Genomic DNA, 19100 nt, shown 5'->3' with positions numbered 1-19100 from the left:
CCCTATAACGTTGGCCCCGATCACATAATAAGGGTTCGGGCAGATTGCCGCGCTATCCTCTCCCGGCAGGAGCCCTGAGCCGGGAGAGAACCCGTTCCCGCGCATCCTCCATCCTCGGGCGCACGACGGGCGCACCGTTCCTGACAGACGGCACGAGGAGCGGCACCGCATCTTTCGGTGCTGGGGTCTGGGCCGGGAGCGTCAGGCGATGGCCGCCGGGAAGTTCGTAGACCTGTTTCACGCCGCTCCGCTTCCCCCGCTTTGCAAACGCCCGGCCCTTGAGTTCCACAATATCCAGGGCAAAATCTATCACCGGAGCGTTTGCGATCGCGCCGCCGATACCGAAGGCGTCAGCAACGTTGTGGCAGGCTGCGACATCCGCACGGGTCAGGCCGCCGGAAAGGAAGATCTTCACCTCCGGGTATCCGTGTATATCCAGTTCCCAGCGCACCTCCTCAACTATCGCCCTCAGATCACCCCGGCGAGACCGTGGCGTGTCAAGCCGGACAGCCTCCGCCCCGCAGGCCGCCGCCCTGACAGCCTCATCCTTCTCATCAGAGAAGGTGTCTGCAAGCATCACCCGCGGCACATCAGGGCCCGCACTATGTGCAAACGCAAGCCAGGCGTCCTCCGGCGTCGGGTAACACATCACAAACGCGTGCGGCATCGTCCCGGCAAGGGGGATCCCCTCCGGCGCAGCGGTGTTGCTCACGCCGTCCACCCCGCCGATCCAGGCCGCCCGCTCGATCATTGCCGCGATCGCCGGGTGCTGCCGGCGCGAGCCAAACGAGTATACCGGCCGCCCCGCCGCAGCCACCTTCATGTGGGCGGCAGCCGTCGCCACCCCCGACGCGTGGCAGAGAAAACCCAGGATTGCGGTCTCGTAGACCGCGAAGTCCCTGTAGCGCCCGGAGATCCGGAGTACCGGCTCGTTCGGGCAGAAGATCGTGCCCTCCGGCATCGCATCCACGTCCACCGGGAGACCCTCGAGAAGTTTGATTACATCATCCAGACCGCAGAAGACCGCCCAGGGATCCGGGAGCGATGCAGCAGTCACCTCCATCGTGACCTGCGGGTTGACGCCGTCCCGCTCCATGACCTCCACCACTCGCTTGAAGTAGACATCTGTGCACTCGCCGTTCCTGATCGCATCCTCGCCGACCACCTCAAACCAGCCCATAAGTATTCCGGTTGACGCAGGGGGATGTAAATCTTTACCGACCCCGGGGCATCGTATGGTGAGCCTTTTTCAGCCGGGAAGTCCACCCTTGTAGAGAGTATGTCTGATGGAGAAACGAATGCCGCAACGCCGGCCGACCTGGAGCGGTTCTGATGCTCGGGATAATCGGGGGCACCAGCCTGCTCTTCGCCGACCTGCCGGCGCTTGAGAAGAGAGACGTCGCCACTCCTTACGGGAAGGCGGAGGTGCACACCGGAGAAGAGTTTGCGCTGCTGATGCGCCACCAGCACAACCTTCCGCCGCACCGGATCAACTACCGCGCCTGCCTCGCCGCTCTTGCGGTTCTGGGGGTGGATGAGATCGTCGCGTTCGGTTCATCAGGGTCGCTGAAGCACGAGATCGAGCCCGGTTCGATCGCCATCCCGACAGACTACATCAGCGTCACCGAGATCCCGTCCATATACGACTTCACCATCGAACACATCCGGCCGGAACTCGACGCAGACCTCGTTCGCACCCTTGGCGACCTGGTGCCGGAGGCCAGGGTCGGCGGGGTCTACGCCCAGACTCGCGGGCCCAGGATAGAGACCGTCGCCGAGGTACGGGCTCTCGCAGGTGTGGCGGATCTCGTCGGGATGACCGTTGCAAGTGAAGCGACGCTTGCCCTGGAACTCGGGATGCGGTTTGCCGCCATCTGCACCGTGGATAACTATGCAAACGGTCTTGGTGGAGAGACCCTGACCTATGAGCATATCCTTGCAGTCTCCAGGGCGAACGCCCGGAGGACAGAGAGGATCCTTGAGAAGATTGTGGAGCAACTTGCATGAACGATACCTTTTCCGCACGTGGTTCGATCCTGATCGCCGGGGTCACCACCATCGATGGATCGACCGCTGATATAGCGATCGACGAGACCGGCACCATAGTCGCGATCGGGGATGACGCAAGAGGCGCGATCGATGCCGATATCATAATCGACGGTTCTGAGAGGCTCGCAATACCCGGACTGGTCAACACCCACACCCACGCCGCCATGAGTCTGCTGCGAGGGTATGCGGACGATATGCTGCTCCAGGACTGGCTCTCGCAGAAGATCTGGCCGCTCGAGGCCCACCTCTCCGGCGACGACGTATACGCGGGGACGAGACTCGCCTGCCTGGAGATGATCAGGAGCGGCACCGTCGCGTTCAACGACATGTACTTCTTCATGGACCGGGCCGCAGCGGCGGTCGATGAGATGGGGCTGAAGGCAACGCTCGCCTACGGGTTCATCGATCTCGGTATGGAGGATAAACGCGAGACCGAGATCAGGGCGACGGAGGCACTTGTCCGCCGCATCGCCTCGCTCAACAACCCACGTATCCGGGCGGCCGTCGGCCCCCACTCCGTCTACACCGTCTCTCTCGCGGGTCTCTCCTGGTGCGCCGGGTTTGCAAAAGAGCAGAATATCGGTATCCACGTCCACCTCTCCGAGACCGGGAAGGAGGTCACCGACTGCCTGGCGCAGTATGGAAAGCGCCCGGCGCATCTCCTCGACGATTGCGGTTGTCTCACCACCCGCACCGTCGCCGCGCACTGCTGCTGGCTTGACGAGTCTGAGTGCCGTCTACTCGGGCAGCGCGGCGTCCACGCCTCCCACAACCCGGCAAGCAACATGAAACTTGCCGTAAACCGGGCGATGCCGTGCCACTGGCTCAAGCAGTATGGGGCGGGTCTCACCCTGGGGACAGACGGCTGCTCCTCAAACAACAACCTGGATCTATTTGAGGAGATGAAGTTTGCAGCACTGCTGCAGAAGTTCGCCTGGAACTCCCCGACCCTCCTCCCCGCAGGCGAGGTCTTCACGATGGCGACCGCAGGGGGCGCCCGCGCGCTCGGCACCGGGCCCGGGACGCTTGCAGTCGGCGCTCCGGCTGATATCGCCCTCCTGGATACACGGGCAGTCTGCAACACACCGCTATTCCACGCCGACTCAAACATCGTCTATGCCTGCAACGGCGGAGCGGTCAGGACAGTCCTCTGCCAGGGGAGGATCCTGATGCACGAGCGGGAGGTGCCGGGAGAGGAGGAGATCATCCGGGAGGCTGCTGCTGCAGCGCACGCGCTTGTTGAACGGGCGGGAGATGAGGGGTAGGTCCGGGGTTTGCAGATCACCGGCTCTAAACAGGTCGTGGCTGAAAGATAAGTTGTAAAACGGGGCGATTCTCCCTGGAGGCCGTGCCACGGGCAGAAACAGGATTTCTGTGGGGTGTTAGATGAGACCGCAACGAGACTGCCCGCTTCATGGAGACTATATCGATGGGGAATCACCCCCTTTGGGGAGGCGCTGATGGGGAGAGGGGGTAAAAGTTCATGGGGTTGCGCCCCGGCCTGCCTCCCCGAGATACAAGGGGCATGAAGAGCGGGAGATGTCTTCTGTTTTGCAGTATCTGCCACCATCTGCTCTCAAGGTTCGAGGTGCTGCCCCTCTGTGAGGGTGGGAGATGAGGTGGAGGATTCAAATTGTGCAGAGTGAGCGGGATGCGGGTGACACCTGCAACTTCCTCGAGATCCCAAACCTCCTCGGCCCGCTCTTCCTCGCCGGGATGCAGGTTGTCTTATCCGGCATCTTCACGAGCATGGTGCTCCTGAACAGGGGAGAGGGGCAGGAATAACTGTTTCTGGGGCTTCTGCCCCCGGGGCTCTCTCTTCGTTGCCCGGGAGCCGGCCCCTCACAAACAACACCATCTGCGGGGGGTTTGAGGGTATGAACATCCGGCGTAGAAACTATTGCCGGAGTTCAGGTAGAGCCCCGTGCCTCCGGCGACTGCAGGAACCTTTCAACCTCCTGCCGGAAAAGAGCGAAATCCCCGATGCGCTCCGTCAATATCGAGAAGGCAAGGGCGTCATCGATTGCTCCATAGCGGTGGACGACGATATTCCGGAACCCCTTCATCGCCTTCAGGCTCTGCCGCATCTCAGGGCCGAATACTCCGTGGCGCACGAGGTTCTCGAGTATATCCTCGTCGGTAGCCGGGACGCCGAGGCGGAGGTCTGCGTTCACGATGGCATACTCGATACGCTTATAGATGCCATCCTTTATGATGCCGAGCCGTCCGAACGACTCGATTGAATCGGGAAGGTGCTCCCTGACCATATCGACGCTCTCGCCCATCTCCTGAAGTTTGATGCGGATGACCGTGTCCCTGATCCCCTCCGTCACGTCATCACCTCCTTCCCGATGTAATCGTAGAGTCTATGTTTAACTTGTGGGGGTGAAGGGGGCGGAGCGGGAAGTCCCCACCGTTCACGATGGGGATGAAAGCGGAGCCGCCCTTCCTTCCTGCGATAGATATATCATCTTGGGTATCATAATATGGTATACCCAACATGAAGCATAAACTTGATAGGTCTGCACATTCGGTCTTTGCTCTCTACTATCATCTGGTGATAGTAGTGAAATATCGCCGGAAAGCGTTGTATTCTGACGATATTCGAGAGCGTCTGAAAGATATCGTGTGGAACCTATCGGACGAATTGGGTATAGACGTTGTTGCTCACGAACCTGCGGAAGATCACTATCATCTTCTCTTCAAGGCGACTCCGAAAACCAACCTCGTCAATGTTGTCAACGTGATCAAGGGAGTATCGGCACGGAGATTACGGCAGGAGTTCCCTGCAACGAAAAATTTGCCAGGGGGAGATTCCTTCTGGTCTCCGTCGTATTTCCTTGCAACATCAGGACAGGTAAGCCTCGATGCGCTGAAAGAGTATGTTGACTCGCAGATGGAGAAGTAAATGATCGTTTCCTACAAGTACCGAGCGTATCCAGACGCAACCGTGGAAACACGGCTGAACACTGCACTTGATACCTGTAGGTGGCTCTACAACAAACTTCTCGAAGAATGCAACACGGCACGAGAGAATGGAATCTCTCCGACGATGCGGGGAACGCAGGCGCGGATCGTCACGCTGAAAGAGGAGAATCCTGCACTCAAGGACGTATACTCTAAAGTGCTCCAGATGGTCAACTATACCCTCTGGAGCAACATCGCTGCACTCTCGCAGACAAAGAAGAGAGGACGGAAGATCGGCAAACTCCGATTCAAGAGTGCAGCCCGGTACCGGACGATCAATTATAATCAGTCGGGTTTCAAGATCGATCGCGAGCATAGTTCGATTACGTTCTCGAAGATCGGAACGATTCCGTTCAACATGCACCGACCCTACACCGGGAAGGTGAAGGGTGTCCTGATCACCCGTTCCGGCGATAGATGGTATGTGATCATTCAGACAGAGCAGGAGGTCTACAAGTCAAAGCGTGAAGGGCAGTCTGTCGGTATCGATGTCGGTCTGAACTCGTTTGCGGTCGATAGTGACGGTGCAGTGATCGAGAACCCCAGGTTCTATGAACATTCTCTGGGCAGGATCAAGAAGATCCAGCGGAGTCTTGCCCGGAAACAACGGTTCTCGAAAAACTGGAAGAAGGCAAAAAGGAAACTGGAGAAGGTCTATGATCATGTCACCAACCAGAAGAACGATTTCCTGCACAAACTCTCCCGTCATTATGTTGACACCTATGCGACGATCTGTGTTGAAGACCTGAATATCAAGTATTTGAAAGAGAACGGCAAATCTCGCGGGCTCCGGAGAAGTATCCACAGTGCGTCGTGGGGACGATTTTATTCTTACCTCTCGTACAAGGCTGAAAGTGCTGGTACGGAACTCGTCAAAGTCGATCCCCGCGACACGACACAGATGTGTTCGAACTGCGGAAGCATCGTGAAAAAGACGCTCTCCGAGAGAGTCCACGAATGCCCATACTGTGGGTTTGTTGCCGATAGAGATTACAATGCTGCGGTAAATATCCACCGCGTGGGGATGGAACAGCCCTTTGAGCCTGTGGAGCCAAGACCTCTACATCACATCTCTGTGGTGCAAGTGTTGGCCATGAAGCAGGAAGCCCCGCCCTGAAGGGCGGGGTAGTTCACAGTCGTCGAACTCCCGGATCGTCCGATACGCGACGTCGTAGAGGAAACGCTCGTCGGTGCAGTAGACGACCCGTCCGCGGAGGACCTCCGTCCGGACGTAGAGCGGCAGATGGGAAAAGATCTGGATGTCGTAGCGGTCGTCTGCAAGTTCGGAGAGAGCCGCAAACCGGAACCTGGCGGCCTCCTCATGGTTCCCATCGTAGTAGACGGCGAGATCGACATCAGACGTTGCTCTCGCTCGCCCTTCGGCGACGGAGCCGTAGAGGATGATGAAGCGGACCTTATCGAATCCCTCGACGGTCTTAAGCCGCTCAAGTGCGTGCCGGACGTCCCGCTCCGCTGTTCTCATCCCGAAAACTCCCTTGTCCATAGATGGCACCTGTCCCCTAATAACGTTTGCATGGGAGAGCAGGCTGAATGCTCTCCCTCGCCGGTGCGGAGGCTCATTTCCACATATCTCTTATGTCTCCTCCTCCACCGACCCGGTTCTCGTCCCTCACTCATCTCATTCAACAGACCGCCGAAAAGAAACATTTCGTTGCCTCACAAACGCCTCTCACCGCCAGTGACAACACTGGAGAGGAAGGCAATAAAAGCACGGAATAAAATGATCCACAGCAGGGTCACAGCATCCGGGCAGGAACAGATCAAAGACCTCGTCCGACTCTCCTTTGCATATCGCACCCTCTTTCACCGTCTTATGCTACGTAGCGTCATAATTCCTACAGTATATTAATATAGTCTATCACATCACATCCAGAATACGGGGATACAATTGCGAAAACTCATGGTGAAGGACGCCGCATCAGCAGTCCGGGTGATCCAGCAGCAGATCGGTCGATCGGAAGACGCACGGTACGCTTCCCCGGTTACATGGAGTTCTTCTCGTAGCGAAGGGTTACGATTGTTACGAGGTAGCAGAGATCCTGGGGCACTCCCCTACAACTATCGAGAACTGGGTAAATACATACAATACCCGTGGTGTGGAAGGGCTGCACGATGACAGTCGTCCGGGAAGACCGTCCCGAATCTCGGACGCAGTAAAGGACCAGATTGACCATGACCTTCGGAAGAATCCCCGAGATTTAGGATATTCGCAGAACCTGTGGGACGGGAAGCTCCTGAGCCATCACCTGAAGGAGAGATACCAGATCACACTCGGGATTAGACAGGCCCAGCGCCTCTTCCATCAACTGGGATTCCGACAGCGAAAACCCCGACCAGTTATCTCACGAGGTGACCCGGTCGCTCAAGAGGCGTTTAAAAAAACTTGCAGAACTGGAGAAGGACGAGACTCTCGAGATCTGGAGGTTGGATGAGTGCCACTTTCCGCAGCATGGGTCGCGGTGCACCATGTGGATACCTCCAGAGGAGAGGGGTCCAGTGGTATTGCAGGAACCCACGCGATTCCATATCAGTGTCTTCGGGGCAGTGGCGATTGGAACTGGTCGCTTGGTGCACCGGTTAAGTGAGACTTTCAATGCAACCACTTTCCAGGACTTATTTCTCCACCCTCTCGGATCTCGCTTCTGCGATTGAAATTCAATTTGAGAGCTGGAGTCAACCGAATACCGCCCTGGCTCAATTATGCGTAATTAGTCAAGACGTTATGTATAAATTATGCAGAGTGAGGGGATGAGGGAGGGATTCTACGTAGTCGCTGAAAGTTGCCATCAAACCAGTGAGGCCGTTGGATTGATGGCCGCGGGCTTACGAGATCCGAACCCGCTCACCTTTTAGTCAGAGGCGAGAGAAACCTGTAGTTGATCTGAGTGGTAGAAGGGGAGAGAGAGGTGGATGAGCCCGGCGGACTGGCCATAAACAGAATCCATATCATGGACTGCATCGAGGGCATGCGGCGCCTTCCTGCAGGCTCTGTCGATGTCATAGTCACATCGCCGCCCTACAACATCGGGAAGAACTACAACTCGTATCATGACCGAAAACCGCGCCAGGACTACCTCGACTGGATGGGAGATGTTGCCGCCGAAGCGGCGCGCGTCCTTGCCGACGACGGTTCGTTCTTCCTCAACGTCGGCGGTAAACCCATGGACCCCTGGATACCCTTCGACGTCGTCCAGAGGTTCCGGCCGCACTTTCTGCTCCAGAACGTCATCCACTGGATCAAGTCGATCGCGATCGAGAAGGAGGATGTGGGCGATTACGACAGGATCACCGGGGACATCGCCGTCGGCCACTACCAGCCGGTGAACAGTCCGCGCTACCTGAGTCAGTGCCACGAGCACATCTTTCATCTAACAAAGAATGGCGATGTGAAGATCGACAAACTGGCTATCGGCGTGGCTTACCAGGACAAGAGCAACATCGGCCGCTGGAAGGCAGCGAAACGCGACCTCCGCGACCGGGGGAACACCTGGTTCATCCCGTATCCGACCATCCGTTCTTCACTCCCCCACCCCACAACCTTCCCGGTAAAACTACCGGAGATGTGCATCCGGCTCCATGGCTGCCGGCCGGGGCTGATCGTCCTGGACCCCTTCATGGGGATCGGCAGCACGGCGGTTGCAGCGATCTCGCTTGGCGTGGATTACATAGGGTTTGAGATCGACCCGGCATACCACGAGATCGCAGAGACCAGGATCGAAGAAGAGTGCCGCAGGAGAGGAGAACCCGGAAACGCCCCATGAACACCATTATCCCCTTTGCCCTCGCCTTTGTTCTGATCACCATTGCATCCCTCAGGTACCGCCTCCCGCCGTTTCTCTCCCTCGTCGGGACATCCATCGTATTTGGCCTCCTTGCCGGTCTGCCGGCGGAGATGGTCATTACGTCCATCACGGGCGGGGCCGGCAGGATATTTGCAACCCTTGGGGTGGTCATATTCTCCGGTGTCGGTATAGCGCAGGTCCTCCGCGAGAGCGGCCGCATAGAAGAGATAGTCGCCGATATCCGCGGCGCGGTTCGGCGGCCGCTTGCCACGGCAGGAACGGCCGGCTACCTCCTCTCAGTGCCGCTTATGTGCGGCATAACCTCGTTTCTCATCCTTGCCCCAATCATATCACACCTCCAAACCGACGGGGAGGCCTCAAAGGCCCTCCTCTACTGCGCTGGCATCGCCGGGATGATCTCCTACGTCCTCCTCTACCCCGCCCCCGTGGTATACTCCATGATGGCCACGCCAGGGCTCTTTTCCGCCAATCCCTGGAAGTTCAACCTTCTTGCCATCCCCGTCTCCTTCATCATCCTCGCCGGTCTCTTTGTTGTCCTGCGGTCCCGGGGAATTCCTCCACCGGCGCCGCCTGAGACAACTACGACCGGCTGGCACCCTCGCGCCTGGCTGCCGTTCCTGGTCATACTGGCTGCGCTTGCATGTGGCACACTCATCCCCTCGCTCCACGCTCTTGCAAATGTCAACCTGGCTCTCCTTGCCGGCCTATTTGCCGCCCTCATCAGCGTTCCCGGCGATGTCAGGGAGCGGGCGCTTGCACGGGGGACAAAGAACGCCGGGATCATCATCTTTGACCTCGCCGGTGCCGGGGCGTTCGGCGGCGTCATCGCCGCAAGCGCATTCTCAGCAGACGTTACAGCGCTTGTCACGGGTTATCTCCCCATAACCCTCCTCCCCTTCGTCATCGCCGCCCTGGTGCAGGCAGCGCAGGGTTCAAGGGTGGTCACCGCCACCGTCACCGCGACCATCCTTGCCACCATCCCGGCCGTTCTTGTGATCAACCCGTTTGCCCTGGTGCTCATGGTATCCGCGGGGGCGTTTATGTTCTCCTACGCTAGCGATCCCTTCTTCTGGCTGCTAAAGCAAACGACGGGCGACGATTTCGCGGCGGTTGTACGAAACTACACCCTCCCGCTATCGGTAGCCGGGGTGGTCACGCTCGCGGCAGCGCTGTTGATCCAGGCTCTATAACCCAACCGCCGCGAGGCGGTTTTCCGAGAACTGAGTGCCGGAGATATGATCGTTTCATCAGGTTGTCTCGCTCTCGCAGCCCGGCAGGGTTTCCAGATCCGCAATGGAGGTGAGTCAACACGAGATACACCATCCGGGAAGCACCTTGGAGACAGAGGGCAGGGGATTACGTTTCCTCCAGTCCATCCCGGTAGAGGAGGCATCGCCGGAGATGCCCGACATCCACCCCGGGCGTCACTCCGGTCCAGGAGGTGCTGATACCCGTTTTCCAGAGCATATAGTGGCAAACAGAGAACGAAAGCCGTTTTACCGTGCGTCCATTTCCCGTCATGGTCCCCTGAATGAAGGAGGGCAGATCTGCGCGCCTGCTTCTGCATACTTCTTCAAAACCTCTCTGGAATCATCTGCAGTCCACGCCGTTTAGAAACAACGACCAGAACATCGTATATCGATCTTTCATGTTTAACTATGGTAATTAACTTGAGACAGAGATAACCATCTCAATTCAGCGCCGATTCTGATAACACCCCTCAAGTGAGGCAATCATTTCGAAATGTATTAATAGCATCCTCTAATTACTGATCAATTAGACCTATCCATTTGAATTACCTGATGGCATAGGTAGGACGTTTCAGAGAGGTGTGTGAAGAATGGTATTCCATCCCCCAGTTGCAATCGTTGCAAAAGCTGGTGATGCCGGGAAGTACAAAACCACGCTACCGGCATGGAACATGATCCTGCGTGGATTCATGGCAGGAGCATACATCGCCATGGGTGCCGCCCTCGCAACGGTCTGCAGTACCGGTGCGGCGGATTTCCTGGGTCCTGGTGTAGGAAAACTGATTCTTGGTGGTGTCTTCCCTGTTGGGCTTATTATCATCGTTTTGACCGGTGCGGAGCTCTTCACCGGCGATGCGATGCTCGCTCCCATGGCAGCGTTTATCCACAGGGTCAGCTGGGCAAGTGTGATCAAACTATGGATCCTGGTGTACATCGGTAACCTGATCGGGTCGATCGTGTTCGCCTACATCATGGCCAACGGGCCGCTGACAAACTTCAGTGCAGCGGGTGTCGGGACCGCTAACGCTTTCGGTCTCACTGCCGTGAACATCGCGCTGGGTAAGGTGGCCTATGCCGGTACGATGGGACAGTGGTCTCTTCTGCTCAAAGGTATCGCCTGTAACTGGCTTGTCAACCTGGCCATCCTGCTCGGTATCTGTGCTGACGACGCCATAGGCAAGATCGTCGGTATCTGGTTCCCGATCATGGCCTTCGTTTCCACCGGGTTTGAGCACTGTGTCGCAAACATGTACTTCATCCCTGCAGGTCTCCTGACAAAGGGCTACCTGAGTGCTGACCAGGTTGCCACCTTCGGTGCCGCGAAACTTGAAGGCCTGAACTGGGTGACGATGTGGACGAACAACCTTATCGGAGCAACCATCGGCAACATAATCGGTGGTCTCTTCTTCGTGGGTGTGCTCTACTGGGTCTCCTTCCGCAAGGAGATTGCGGCACTCAAGTAACGAGATACCTGATGAAGATCAAAGGAATCGATGTGAAGATATCGACCATATCTCTGGTCGTTTTTGGTATCTTCACACTTTTTTTAATCGTTACGGTTGCCGTTACCGGGGATCTATCGATCCTTATCCTCGGGGTACCGCTCCTTGCCCTGCTCCTGATCATACCTGCAGCGCTCAACTACATGAGCCAGAAGCAGTATGCATCGCTGGTGCCGATGTATGAAGAGGAGGCAAAACCCGTCAGGGTCCGGGCGATAAACCTGAATATGCTTGGTGAACCGGTGCGCATAAAGGGCGTTGTCGAGCGGGTTTACTTCCAGTTCCTCAACCGGCCGCAGTACCTTGTAGCCGACCGGACAGGTGAGATATCGGTCAAGATGTTCACCTCACCGGCAGAAGACATTCACGAAGGGGATCTGGTCGAGGTGCTCGGGACGGTCGTCAAACGCTACATCCTGGCGGGGGATGCAGCCATAAACTGCGTCTCAATAAGGAAAGTCAAGAAGAATCAGCAATCCTGACGTCATTCAATTCAGCGAAGGGGCTAAGGAAAGAGGGTGATTTCCAGCCTCACTCACATTCAGCGTTTTGATCCTAAAACGTCTTTTCAAGACCCTCGTCTATTGCCCGTGCCGCAGGTCTCCCGTTGAGTTCCTCGATATAGTCCTCGTAAAGATGGATCCTGGTGCTCACGGGGAAAGGTATCCCGATGGTGCTGATGACCGCTTCTCCCCTTTCAAGGGTCTGGATCTCGGTATCCATGTGGGAGAGGTCCTGTTTTGCACTGCCTGCTATGATCTCTCTATCGCCGCGATCGGAGAGGCCCATAACAACAAACGTGTTTATCTGCGCGAGGACGCGGGCATCGATGTTCTTTGGTTGCTGGGTGACCACACAGAGGCCCACGCCGAACTTCCGCCCCTCCATCGCCGCCTCCCGGAACGTCCTTGTGCTCCCGTAGCCTGAACCCAGCACCCGCTGTGCCTCCTCGATGGTTATCAGCACCTGTCCTGGCTCCTTCTCGCCACCGGTCTCCTCCTCCTGATGGCTCCGCATTATTTTGCGCGTTATGATCGAGAGGACAAAGAGCTCGCTCTGCTCGCTCATACCGGGTATGTCGATCAGGACAACCCTGTTCTTGTGGAGTTCTTTTAAGATATCGGGGATCGATGAACCCTGCTTTCTGAAGAAACGCCGGTTCCGGTTCATCATGCCCGCGATACGCCGCTGCATAACCGAGAGGGTGCTCAACGAGAAGTTCTTGAGGTCGCGTGCAATCCCGGCATGCGGCCCCCTGTACGTCCCGGCATCGAACGTCGCAAAATCGGTCTCCAGGAAGAACTCGATCAGATCCGAACCAGGTCTGTCCGCAAGCATCTCCACAACCTCCCGCTGGGGCGTTGAGTGCTCGTAGAGCAGGAGCAGGTCCGGCGCGCTGAAATCGTCGTGGTCAAGGTAGAGCCGGTTTAGGTGGTACTTCTTTATGAAATCATCCCCTCTGGTGGAGAAGACCGCAAGCCCATCCCTGCCGGCCTGGTAGTGGAGGAGCCCCCGGGTAGCCTCGCCGCTCGAGGACCGGCCGCCAGCCACGTACTCCCCGTGCGGGTCGACTATCAGGAGCCCGAACCTGCGGGCGCGCATGCACGAGGCGCAGAAGACCTTCATGAAGTTGCTCTTCCCCATGCCGGTCGTTGCGAAGACGCCCATGTGCTGGCGCATCACCGGTGCGTGGAGCGCAACCCTGACATCTCTAAATTCGCCCTCACCGTTCTTCATCACCCCGACCTCGATATCCCCCATAACCTGTTGCAGAAACTCAAAATCACGGGGCTCCGGCCGCTCCACGCGGGAGAACTTCGCCGGTATTGTCCTTGGTTTGCGGAACAGGCCGTCGTCTCCGACGTAGCCGAGCGGTGTCGCCTCGACCAGGATGAAGACATCCTCACCCATGCCGTAGAAATGCTCGGTATGGGGGCGTGTGTCCCATTTCGGGTCGGAGAAGTTGCAATCGTGGACAAGGTCGTTCACCTTTGCAAAGAAAGTCAGACGCTTGACGTTATCTGTGATCTTCAACACATCCCCGAGATAGAGCCTCTCATCATGCGGCACTGCAAACCGGTAACTGAGCACCCGATCTCCGATCAGCCGGTACTTCGAGGCGTCATCGCCGTCAATATCGATCAAACTCGTCATGGTAATCACCAAATATGCCGATGTAGTCGGCAAGGCTCATCCCGAGCATGTCCAGACCATGGATGATGTCCTGGCGGATCTGCTCGACCGCGTCCTGCGTTATCCTTGTTGTGAGATGGGCGTCGAGGAGGGGGTAGGGGTAGCCCGTCACCCTCCCGTCGTCGGAGTAGGCCGCAAGCCCGGAGAAGACCGCATCGACCATATCGGGGGTGTAGTGGCCCGGGATCTCAACCTTGAACGCCCGCGCTGCACGCGGGTGAAGCCGCGCAACGTACTGCTCCCCCCGCAGTTTCCAGGTCTGCGTCTCCTGGCGATCGATCAGGCCGCTCGCGCCGGAGACGGAGAGATACCAGGGTGCGGCAACGCCAACGCCGCGTGCAAGCCCTTCCGCCGCCGGGACGATCGGGTGCCCACCGCCCCAGGTCAGGGATGTCCGTTTTGTCACGGCGGCTATGAGAACCCCGCGCAGGTTGCAGAGGTTCAGGAGAGCCTCGATGACCTCGGCGTGGCTTGCGTGCCGGACCTGGAGCGTGCCGTCCAGGATGAGGAGGTCGCCGGTATCGAGTTCTGCGGCCATCTCCATCGCCGACCAGAGCTCCAGCGTGTCCCGGATGACAGCGGCGTTCCGGGCGGGGTCGTCGTGGTCAAGCCGCGCCCCGGGGCGGCGGCGGAAACAGTCGTAGAAGATCTCGTCGAAGTCCTCGTTCCCGGCGCCGGGGTTGACCGTGATGACGTGCAGCGGTGTTGTCCGGCGGTAGAGGCGCCTGCCGCGGGCAAAGGCGCTGACCGAGGCCCTGATGGCGGCGATGGCAAAACTCCCGGCGTCAAGGATGATGGCGTTGCTCCCGTCCACCGCACAGACAGCCCCTTCAAACCCGGGCTTGAAATGGGTGTAGGAGGCCGCATCAAACCCGCCTGCGGCTGCAAACCGCGTGGAAATGTCTGCCGGGACGCACCCCCGGATCCTCGCCGCCACGCGCCGGATCGCCTGGCGGTAGGCTGTCTCTGCGTCCATCAGTCGACCACCCTGACCTGACTTATCTGGTCCGGGCCCATCTCGACGAGCAGCGCCGTCGAGAACTCGTCCTGGACCTCGCTTATATGGGATATGAGTATGATCTGTGGGAAATACGCCTCCTGCGTCCGGAGTGCCCGGAGGAGGTTTGCACGCCGCTCCTCGTCCTGGCTCCCGAAGATCTCATCAAAGATCAGGAACGTGGAGTCGTGCACCTGGTTCACCTCGGCGATGAACCGGGAGAGGGCCACCCGGAGAGCGATGGCGATATCGTCCTGTTCCCCGCCGCTGAACCGGTCGGCCGGGTAGTCTTCACCCATGTCGTGGACAAGGACGCTGAAGTCGTCGTCCAGCATGACCGTGTTGTAACGCCCGTCGGTGATCTCTGCAAGCACCCGGCCCGCCTCCTCCTCGATCCTGCCCCGGACGACCTGGAGGAGGTAGTCGATGTAGTCCCTGATCAGCGACCGGGTCAGTTTCAACCGCTCGATCTCCTCCGTGAGCGCGTCACGCTGCCGGACGAGTTCTTCTGCGCGGGAGAGTCTTGCGGTCTCATGCTCGATCTCCGCCTCCAGGCTGCTTATCCGGAGGGTGGCGGCATACATACGCTCCCGTGCAGCCGTAAGCCTCTGTTCAGACCCGGCAACCCTCTCCTCTGCCGCCTTTACCATCGACCCGTCAAACCCGAGTTCCTCGATAGCAGCCCGGACGCGGAGCAGTTCGGCCTCCCTCTCTGCAAGGAGATCGCGCCTGGAACCGAGGCTCTCCACCAGTCGTGGGACCTCTTCAAGACGGACGCGGAGTTCGAGCGCCCGCCGGTGCGCCGATTCGGCGCGGCTGTACTCCTGACTGAGGCGTTCGAACCGCTCCGGGTCGAACGAGAGACCGGCAAGTTCGCCCCTGACACCCCGCAGCCGTTCCTGGAGACCATCAAGCCTCGCGGTAATGGCGTTCAGATCCTCTTTTAACGCCGGCCGCCGCGCAAGTCTGGTCTGCGCCTCGGTATATGCCCGGGATACGGGTTCCAGGGCCCCTGCCTCCGCTTCCAGGCGCTTCAGAGCCTCCGGGTCGAACCCGAGCCTGGAGAGCCTGGTCTCGGCCTCATCCCGCTGGGCCAGGTGATCCGCAGCATCGGCGATGAGTCGCTCTCTCTCCTCCAGGAGGGCAGGGAGACGGCTGCACTCGCCCCGCAGGGTATCGGCCGTCGCCCGTTTCCCGGCAAGGAGACGGATCCGTTCCCTGAGAGATTCGTGCTCCGCCGGGTCGTAACCTCCTTCGAGACCGAGAGCCTGGATCTCGGCCCGGTGGTCATCCGCCTCGGCCTGCCAGCGTCTCATCAGGTCGACGCTCTGCTCGTAGCGGGATGCTGCGAGAGCGTGCTGTTCTTTCAGGCGCTGGAGGGCCGCCCGCTGAGCGTACAGCCTCTTCAGTTCGGCGGCAAGCCTTTTCTGCCCGGCGACCGCCAGGCCATACTCCTCCTCGAGATCGGCAAGGGCTCTATCCAGAGATCCAGCGGTAGATGCCAGGTCTGCGAGGAGGTCGTGGTAGTGGTCACCGAGGCTCTGGCGGCACATGGGGCACGTCCCCTCGGGCCCGGCGGCCAGGATCTCTTCCCTGTGCCCGGCCACCTTCTGGATCTCCCGGCTGATCGCCTCCCGGCGTTCGGCGAAGGCGCTGATCCGCGATGTAAGGTCGTCCTTTCTGCGCTCCGCCGCCTCGATCCGCTCCTCGACACCCTCGAGTTCAGCGATCTGCCTGGAAAGATCGGTGATCTCGCTCTCGGTCCGGCGCGCCGCCGCGGATGCGGCCTCGGCCTCGTGCAGAGACCGCTCCACCTGCCGGGCGTGCTCCTGCGCCTCCTGATAAACCTCCAGGCGGGCGAGAAGGCTCTCGTAGTCCGCCGTCTCCTCCTCGAGCGCACGGAGATGCCTCTCCTTCTCTTCAAGCTCCTGGATATCGGCCCGGTTCTCCAGGACGCGCTTCTCCAGGTGAGCAAACCGCTCGTCCAGCCTGGCGATCTCCTCACGGAGGGCGTCATACTCCGGCTGGAGGGCTTTCATCGCCGCAATACGCTCGCGAAGAGCCCGGGCGCTCCTGACATCCTCTTCAAGTGCGGCAACCGTCCGTTCGTCCTCTGCAAGCGCCGCAAGGTCGGTCTCAAGCCTTGAACGCCGGTCAGCGTGGTCACGGATCTGCTCCTCAAGACTGGCTGCTTCGAGGTTCAGGCGTTCTGCGTGCGCCTTCTCCTCTGCAAGTGTGGCGACCTCCGCCTTCAGCGACTCGTAGCGCTCGACGATCGGTTGAAGTTCGTCAAGGTAGGCCTGCAGCCGCTGCCGGTCCGCGATCTCGGTCTCCATATCCCGGCACTCGGCACGCAGCCGCTCGATATCGGCTGTGAGCCTCTCCTCCTCACGTTCAAGTTCCCGGCAGCGTTCGCGCAGGTCAAGCAGCCTCTCGTACTCGCGGCGAGCACTCTCAAGTTCTTCACGGGCGCCGGTCTCCGCGGTCCGGGCGTTTGCTGCCTCTTCCTCCGCACCGGCAACCGCAGTCCGCAGTTCCAGAAGGCGCCCGCGAATCCCGTCGGGATCCAGTTCCTGGAGCCTTCCGGAGAGTTCCCGGCATGTCCCCTCCCGGGCATCTATGAGTTCTTTGAGACACTCCATGCTGTCCTTCTTGAGGTAATCGATGCCCAGAACCTGCATGAACCAGTCTTTCCTTGACCCCGCACGACTCTCCAGCAGGGCAAGAAGTTCCTTCTGCCCGGCGTAGATGGTGTTTCGGAAGTCGCCCGCCCCCATCCCGACGATCCGCTGGATCTCCGATGCCACTTTCTGGACGCTGTTTGCCAGGAGTTTCTGGTTCATGTAGAGGTTTGCCTCATGCAGGGTCGAGGATGGGCGGCGTTTGAACCTCCGGAGAACTGTGTAGTCGTTGCCGCCGACAGAGAAGTCCAGGCGGACATCGCAGACGTCCTGCGGGCCCGCAAACGAGCTGACGATGTAATCGCCGTCAAGCCCCGTGCTCTGGAGACCGTAGAGCGCAAACAGGATGGCGCTGACTATGCTGCTCTTCCCGGCGCCGTTGTTCCCGATGATCCCGGTTATACCGTCCTGGAAGATTATCTCCTGGTCGCGGAACCGCTTGAAGTTCTTCATCCAGAGCCTATTCAGCAGCACTCTCTCCCTCCCTGTGGCGTGCGATGACCGACCGGAGAAGATCCGTCCCGGTCTTCTTCACAAACTCTGCGTCGGCAGGCGCAAGGTGCTTCCTCTCCACAAACTTCTCGAACTCGGTGACGTAGTCCAGACCTGCAAGCGAGTCCTGGTGAAAGACGTGGTATGGGTCATCAACGGTCAGGGCCTGCAGCCTCAGGTCCAGGGTGCGGTTCCGGAGGTCCTGGAGGGCTTTCTGGTCGATGGCGCGGAGCGTCTCGCGGCGTATCCCATCGAGCGTGACCTGACAGATCGCGCCCTCGATCTCTTCCCACCGGGCATCGGCCGCTTCCAGGATGGACGCGACAACCTCCCCGGCCGTCAGACCGTCAGAGTTGACACGGCCCAGGTTGAGCATCGGTGTGTGCGGAAGGTCGATATGCTCGATATCGCCGGTGGCAAGATTCACCAGGAGTCCGCCCTTCGTGTCACCGATCTCGCCGTAGTTGCAGTACTCAAGCGAACCGCTGTACCAGGCGTTCTCCGCGACCTGGACCTGGCCGTGGTAGTGGCCGAGCGCGATGTAGTCGAACCGGTCGGAGAGGATGGTTGCGTCAAGTTCGTGCTCGGCGACGGTGTGAAGCCGCCGGTCGGAGAGGATGGTTGCAAGCCCGTGGGTGACAAGCACATTCGTGCCGCCGCCGGTGAATTCGATCTCCTCAAACGCCCTCCGATAGCCCGCGGGCTCGATCATGTTCGGGATGAGGTGAAAGACCGTCTCCCCGAGTTCGACCCTCCGGTAACGGTTGTTGTGGGCGACGTAGAGGTCTGCTGCACGATAGCCGCCGCGCTCCAGCACCTCAAACGGCGACGCCGTGTAACGCGTCCTGGCCATGCTGTGGTTTCCCGCGACAACGAGCATGGGAATCCCTGCCTCATGCAGCCGGGAGAGGGCGTCGAGCGCCGTCGTGTAGGCGCGGGTCTTTGGTTTGACCTGGTGGAAGAGGTCGCCGGCGTGGACGAGCGCATCGGGGCGGATGGCGATTATCCGGTCGATGGCGGCGAGGAAGTTGTTGTAGATGAGTTGTTCACGCAGGTTCATCCCGGTCTCCGGGTCGACGCGGCTGAATGCCGATAATCCAAGGTGTGTGTCTGCCAGGTGAACGATCTTCATGCCTTATAATTCT

At 59.1% G+C, this 19100-nt stretch carries 16 protein-coding genes and 1 pseudogene; 10 read left to right on the top strand and 7 right to left on the bottom strand.

The annotated features are described in order from the left end of the window. Nucleotides 1-52 precede the first annotated feature (52 nt). A complete protein-coding gene (locus R6Y96_RS07505; protein ID WP_318620656.1) occupies nucleotides 53-1180 on the bottom strand; it encodes a nicotinate phosphoribosyltransferase in 1128 nt (375 codons plus the stop codon). 152 nt (nucleotides 1181-1332) lie between these two features. Here R6Y96_RS07505 and R6Y96_RS07500 point away from each other — a divergent pair, with 152 nt between their 5' ends. The 3 genes from R6Y96_RS07500 to R6Y96_RS07490 all read left to right on the top strand — a co-directional run bounded on the left by R6Y96_RS07500 (nucleotide 1333) and on the right by R6Y96_RS07490 (nucleotide 3834). Further along, nucleotides 1333-2007, top strand: a complete 675-nt coding sequence (locus tag R6Y96_RS07500; protein ID WP_214022152.1) for an MTAP family purine nucleoside phosphorylase — start codon at nucleotides 1333-1335, stop codon at nucleotides 2005-2007. Then, nucleotides 2004-3314, top strand: a complete 1311-nt coding sequence (locus tag R6Y96_RS07495; RefSeq protein WP_318620654.1) for an amidohydrolase family protein — start codon at nucleotides 2004-2006, stop codon at nucleotides 3312-3314. The genes R6Y96_RS07500 and R6Y96_RS07495 overlap by 4 nt, the downstream gene beginning before the upstream one ends. Nucleotides 3315-3684: 370 nt before the next feature. Next, nucleotides 3685-3834, top strand: a complete 150-nt coding sequence (locus R6Y96_RS07490) for a hypothetical protein (protein ID WP_318620652.1) — start codon at nucleotides 3685-3687, stop codon at nucleotides 3832-3834. A 125-nt stretch (nucleotides 3835-3959) separates the two neighbouring features. Here R6Y96_RS07490 and hepT read toward each other — a convergent pair whose 3' ends face one another. Beyond that, entirely contained in the window at nucleotides 3960-4382 is a 423-nt protein-coding gene (gene hepT, locus R6Y96_RS07485) for a type VII toxin-antitoxin system HepT family RNase toxin (protein ID WP_318620651.1), read from the bottom strand. A 167-nt stretch (nucleotides 4383-4549) separates the two neighbouring features. Between hepT and tnpA the strand changes: the two genes are divergently transcribed. Next, nucleotides 4550-4957, top strand: a complete 408-nt coding sequence (gene tnpA, locus R6Y96_RS07480) for an IS200/IS605 family transposase (protein ID WP_318620650.1) — start codon at nucleotides 4550-4552, stop codon at nucleotides 4955-4957. Next, nucleotides 4958-6133, top strand: a complete 1176-nt coding sequence (locus tag R6Y96_RS07475; protein WP_318620649.1) for an RNA-guided endonuclease InsQ/TnpB family protein — start codon at nucleotides 4958-4960, stop codon at nucleotides 6131-6133. Here R6Y96_RS07475 and mntA read toward each other — a convergent pair. Continuing rightward, on the bottom strand, nucleotides 6077-6520 hold the full coding sequence (gene mntA / locus R6Y96_RS07470) for a type VII toxin-antitoxin system MntA family adenylyltransferase antitoxin (RefSeq protein WP_318620648.1): 444 nt from the start codon (nucleotides 6518-6520) through the stop codon (nucleotides 6077-6079). The two genes, R6Y96_RS07475 and mntA, sit on opposite strands and share 57 nt — an antisense overlap. Before the next feature lie 508 nt (nucleotides 6521-7028). Between mntA and R6Y96_RS10430 the strand changes: the two are divergent. The 5 genes and pseudogenes from R6Y96_RS10430 to R6Y96_RS07450 form a co-directional block, all read left to right on the top strand. Beyond that, a pseudogene (locus R6Y96_RS10430) lies at nucleotides 7029-7469 on the top strand (helix-turn-helix domain-containing protein); the annotation flags it as partial. 453 nt (nucleotides 7470-7922) lie between these two features. After that, nucleotides 7923-8798: a DNA-methyltransferase gene (locus tag R6Y96_RS07465; protein WP_318620647.1), complete on the top strand. Its 876-nt coding sequence runs from the start codon at nucleotides 7923-7925 to the stop codon at nucleotides 8796-8798. Further along, nucleotides 8795-10030 (top strand): GntP family permease, encoded by a 1236-nt coding sequence (locus R6Y96_RS07460; RefSeq protein ID WP_318620645.1) that lies wholly within the window; start codon nucleotides 8795-8797, stop codon nucleotides 10028-10030. Before R6Y96_RS07465 ends, R6Y96_RS07460 begins: the two co-directional genes overlap by 4 nt. 650 nt (nucleotides 10031-10680) lie before the next feature. Beyond that, nucleotides 10681-11553, top strand: a complete 873-nt coding sequence (locus R6Y96_RS07455; protein WP_318620642.1) for a formate/nitrite transporter family protein — start codon at nucleotides 10681-10683, stop codon at nucleotides 11551-11553. A gap of 11 nt (nucleotides 11554-11564) precedes the next feature. Beyond that, nucleotides 11565-12074, top strand: coding sequence for a nucleotide-binding protein (locus tag R6Y96_RS07450; protein WP_318620641.1), 510 nt, complete (start codon nucleotides 11565-11567; stop codon nucleotides 12072-12074). A gap of 73 nt (nucleotides 12075-12147) precedes the next feature. On the opposite strand, the gene R6Y96_RS07445 is transcribed toward R6Y96_RS07450, so the two are convergent. The 4 genes from R6Y96_RS07445 to R6Y96_RS07430 are packed head-to-tail and all read right to left on the bottom strand — an operon-like array spanning nucleotide 12148 to nucleotide 19087. Then, nucleotides 12148-13746 carry an ATP-binding protein gene (locus tag R6Y96_RS07445; RefSeq protein ID WP_318620639.1) on the bottom strand — a complete coding sequence of 533 codons (1599 nt, stop codon included), beginning with the start codon at nucleotides 13744-13746 and terminating at the stop codon, nucleotides 12148-12150. Further along, nucleotides 13724-14761 carry a DNA double-strand break repair nuclease NurA gene (locus R6Y96_RS07440; RefSeq protein WP_318620637.1) on the bottom strand — a complete coding sequence of 346 codons (1038 nt, stop codon included), beginning with the start codon at nucleotides 14759-14761 and terminating at the stop codon, nucleotides 13724-13726. Before R6Y96_RS07440 ends, R6Y96_RS07445 begins: the two co-directional genes overlap by 23 nt. Continuing rightward, the gene (locus R6Y96_RS07435) at nucleotides 14761-17937 is read right to left on the bottom strand and encodes an SMC family ATPase (protein ID WP_318620636.1); all 3177 of its coding nucleotides are present in this window, start codon (nucleotides 17935-17937) and stop codon (nucleotides 14761-14763) included. The genes R6Y96_RS07440 and R6Y96_RS07435 overlap by 1 nt, the downstream gene beginning before the upstream one ends. Further along, a complete protein-coding gene (locus R6Y96_RS07430; protein ID WP_318620635.1) occupies nucleotides 17924-19087 on the bottom strand; it encodes a metallophosphoesterase family protein in 1164 nt (387 codons plus the stop codon). Before R6Y96_RS07430 ends, R6Y96_RS07435 begins: the two co-directional genes overlap by 14 nt. Between the last annotated feature and the right edge of the window lie 13 nt (nucleotides 19088-19100).

Source organism: Methanoculleus receptaculi (genome assembly GCF_033472595.1).
GTDB classification, from domain to species: Archaea; Halobacteriota; Methanomicrobia; order Methanomicrobiales; family Methanoculleaceae; genus Methanoculleus; species Methanoculleus receptaculi.
This window is presented reverse-complemented; position numbering and strand designations above follow the sequence as displayed.

Coding starts and splice junctions, on each gene's coding strand:
- R6Y96_RS07505 (WP_318620656.1), bottom strand. CDS start 1,180: ATGGGCTGGTTTGAGGTGGTCGGCGAGGATGCGATCAGGAACGGCGAG.
- R6Y96_RS07500 (WP_214022152.1), top strand. CDS start 1,333: ATGCTCGGGATAATCGGGGGCACCAGCCTGCTCTTCGCCGACCTGCCG.
- R6Y96_RS07495 (WP_318620654.1), top strand. CDS start 2,004: ATGAACGATACCTTTTCCGCACGTGGTTCGATCCTGATCGCCGGGGTC.
- tnpA (WP_318620650.1), top strand. CDS start 4,550: ATGAAGCATAAACTTGATAGGTCTGCACATTCGGTCTTTGCTCTCTAC.
- R6Y96_RS07475 (WP_318620649.1), top strand. CDS start 4,958: ATGATCGTTTCCTACAAGTACCGAGCGTATCCAGACGCAACCGTGGAA.
- mntA (WP_318620648.1), bottom strand. CDS start 6,520: ATGGACAAGGGAGTTTTCGGGATGAGAACAGCGGAGCGGGACGTCCGG.
- R6Y96_RS07460 (WP_318620645.1), top strand. CDS start 8,795: ATGAACACCATTATCCCCTTTGCCCTCGCCTTTGTTCTGATCACCATT.
- R6Y96_RS07455 (WP_318620642.1), top strand. CDS start 10,681: ATGGTATTCCATCCCCCAGTTGCAATCGTTGCAAAAGCTGGTGATGCC.
- R6Y96_RS07450 (WP_318620641.1), top strand. CDS start 11,565: ATGAAGATCAAAGGAATCGATGTGAAGATATCGACCATATCTCTGGTC.
- R6Y96_RS07445 (WP_318620639.1), bottom strand. CDS start 13,746: ATGACGAGTTTGATCGATATTGACGGCGATGACGCCTCGAAGTACCGG.
- R6Y96_RS07440 (WP_318620637.1), bottom strand. CDS start 14,761: ATGGACGCAGAGACAGCCTACCGCCAGGCGATCCGGCGCGTGGCGGCG.
- R6Y96_RS07430 (WP_318620635.1), bottom strand. CDS start 19,087: ATGAAGATCGTTCACCTGGCAGACACACACCTTGGATTATCGGCATTC.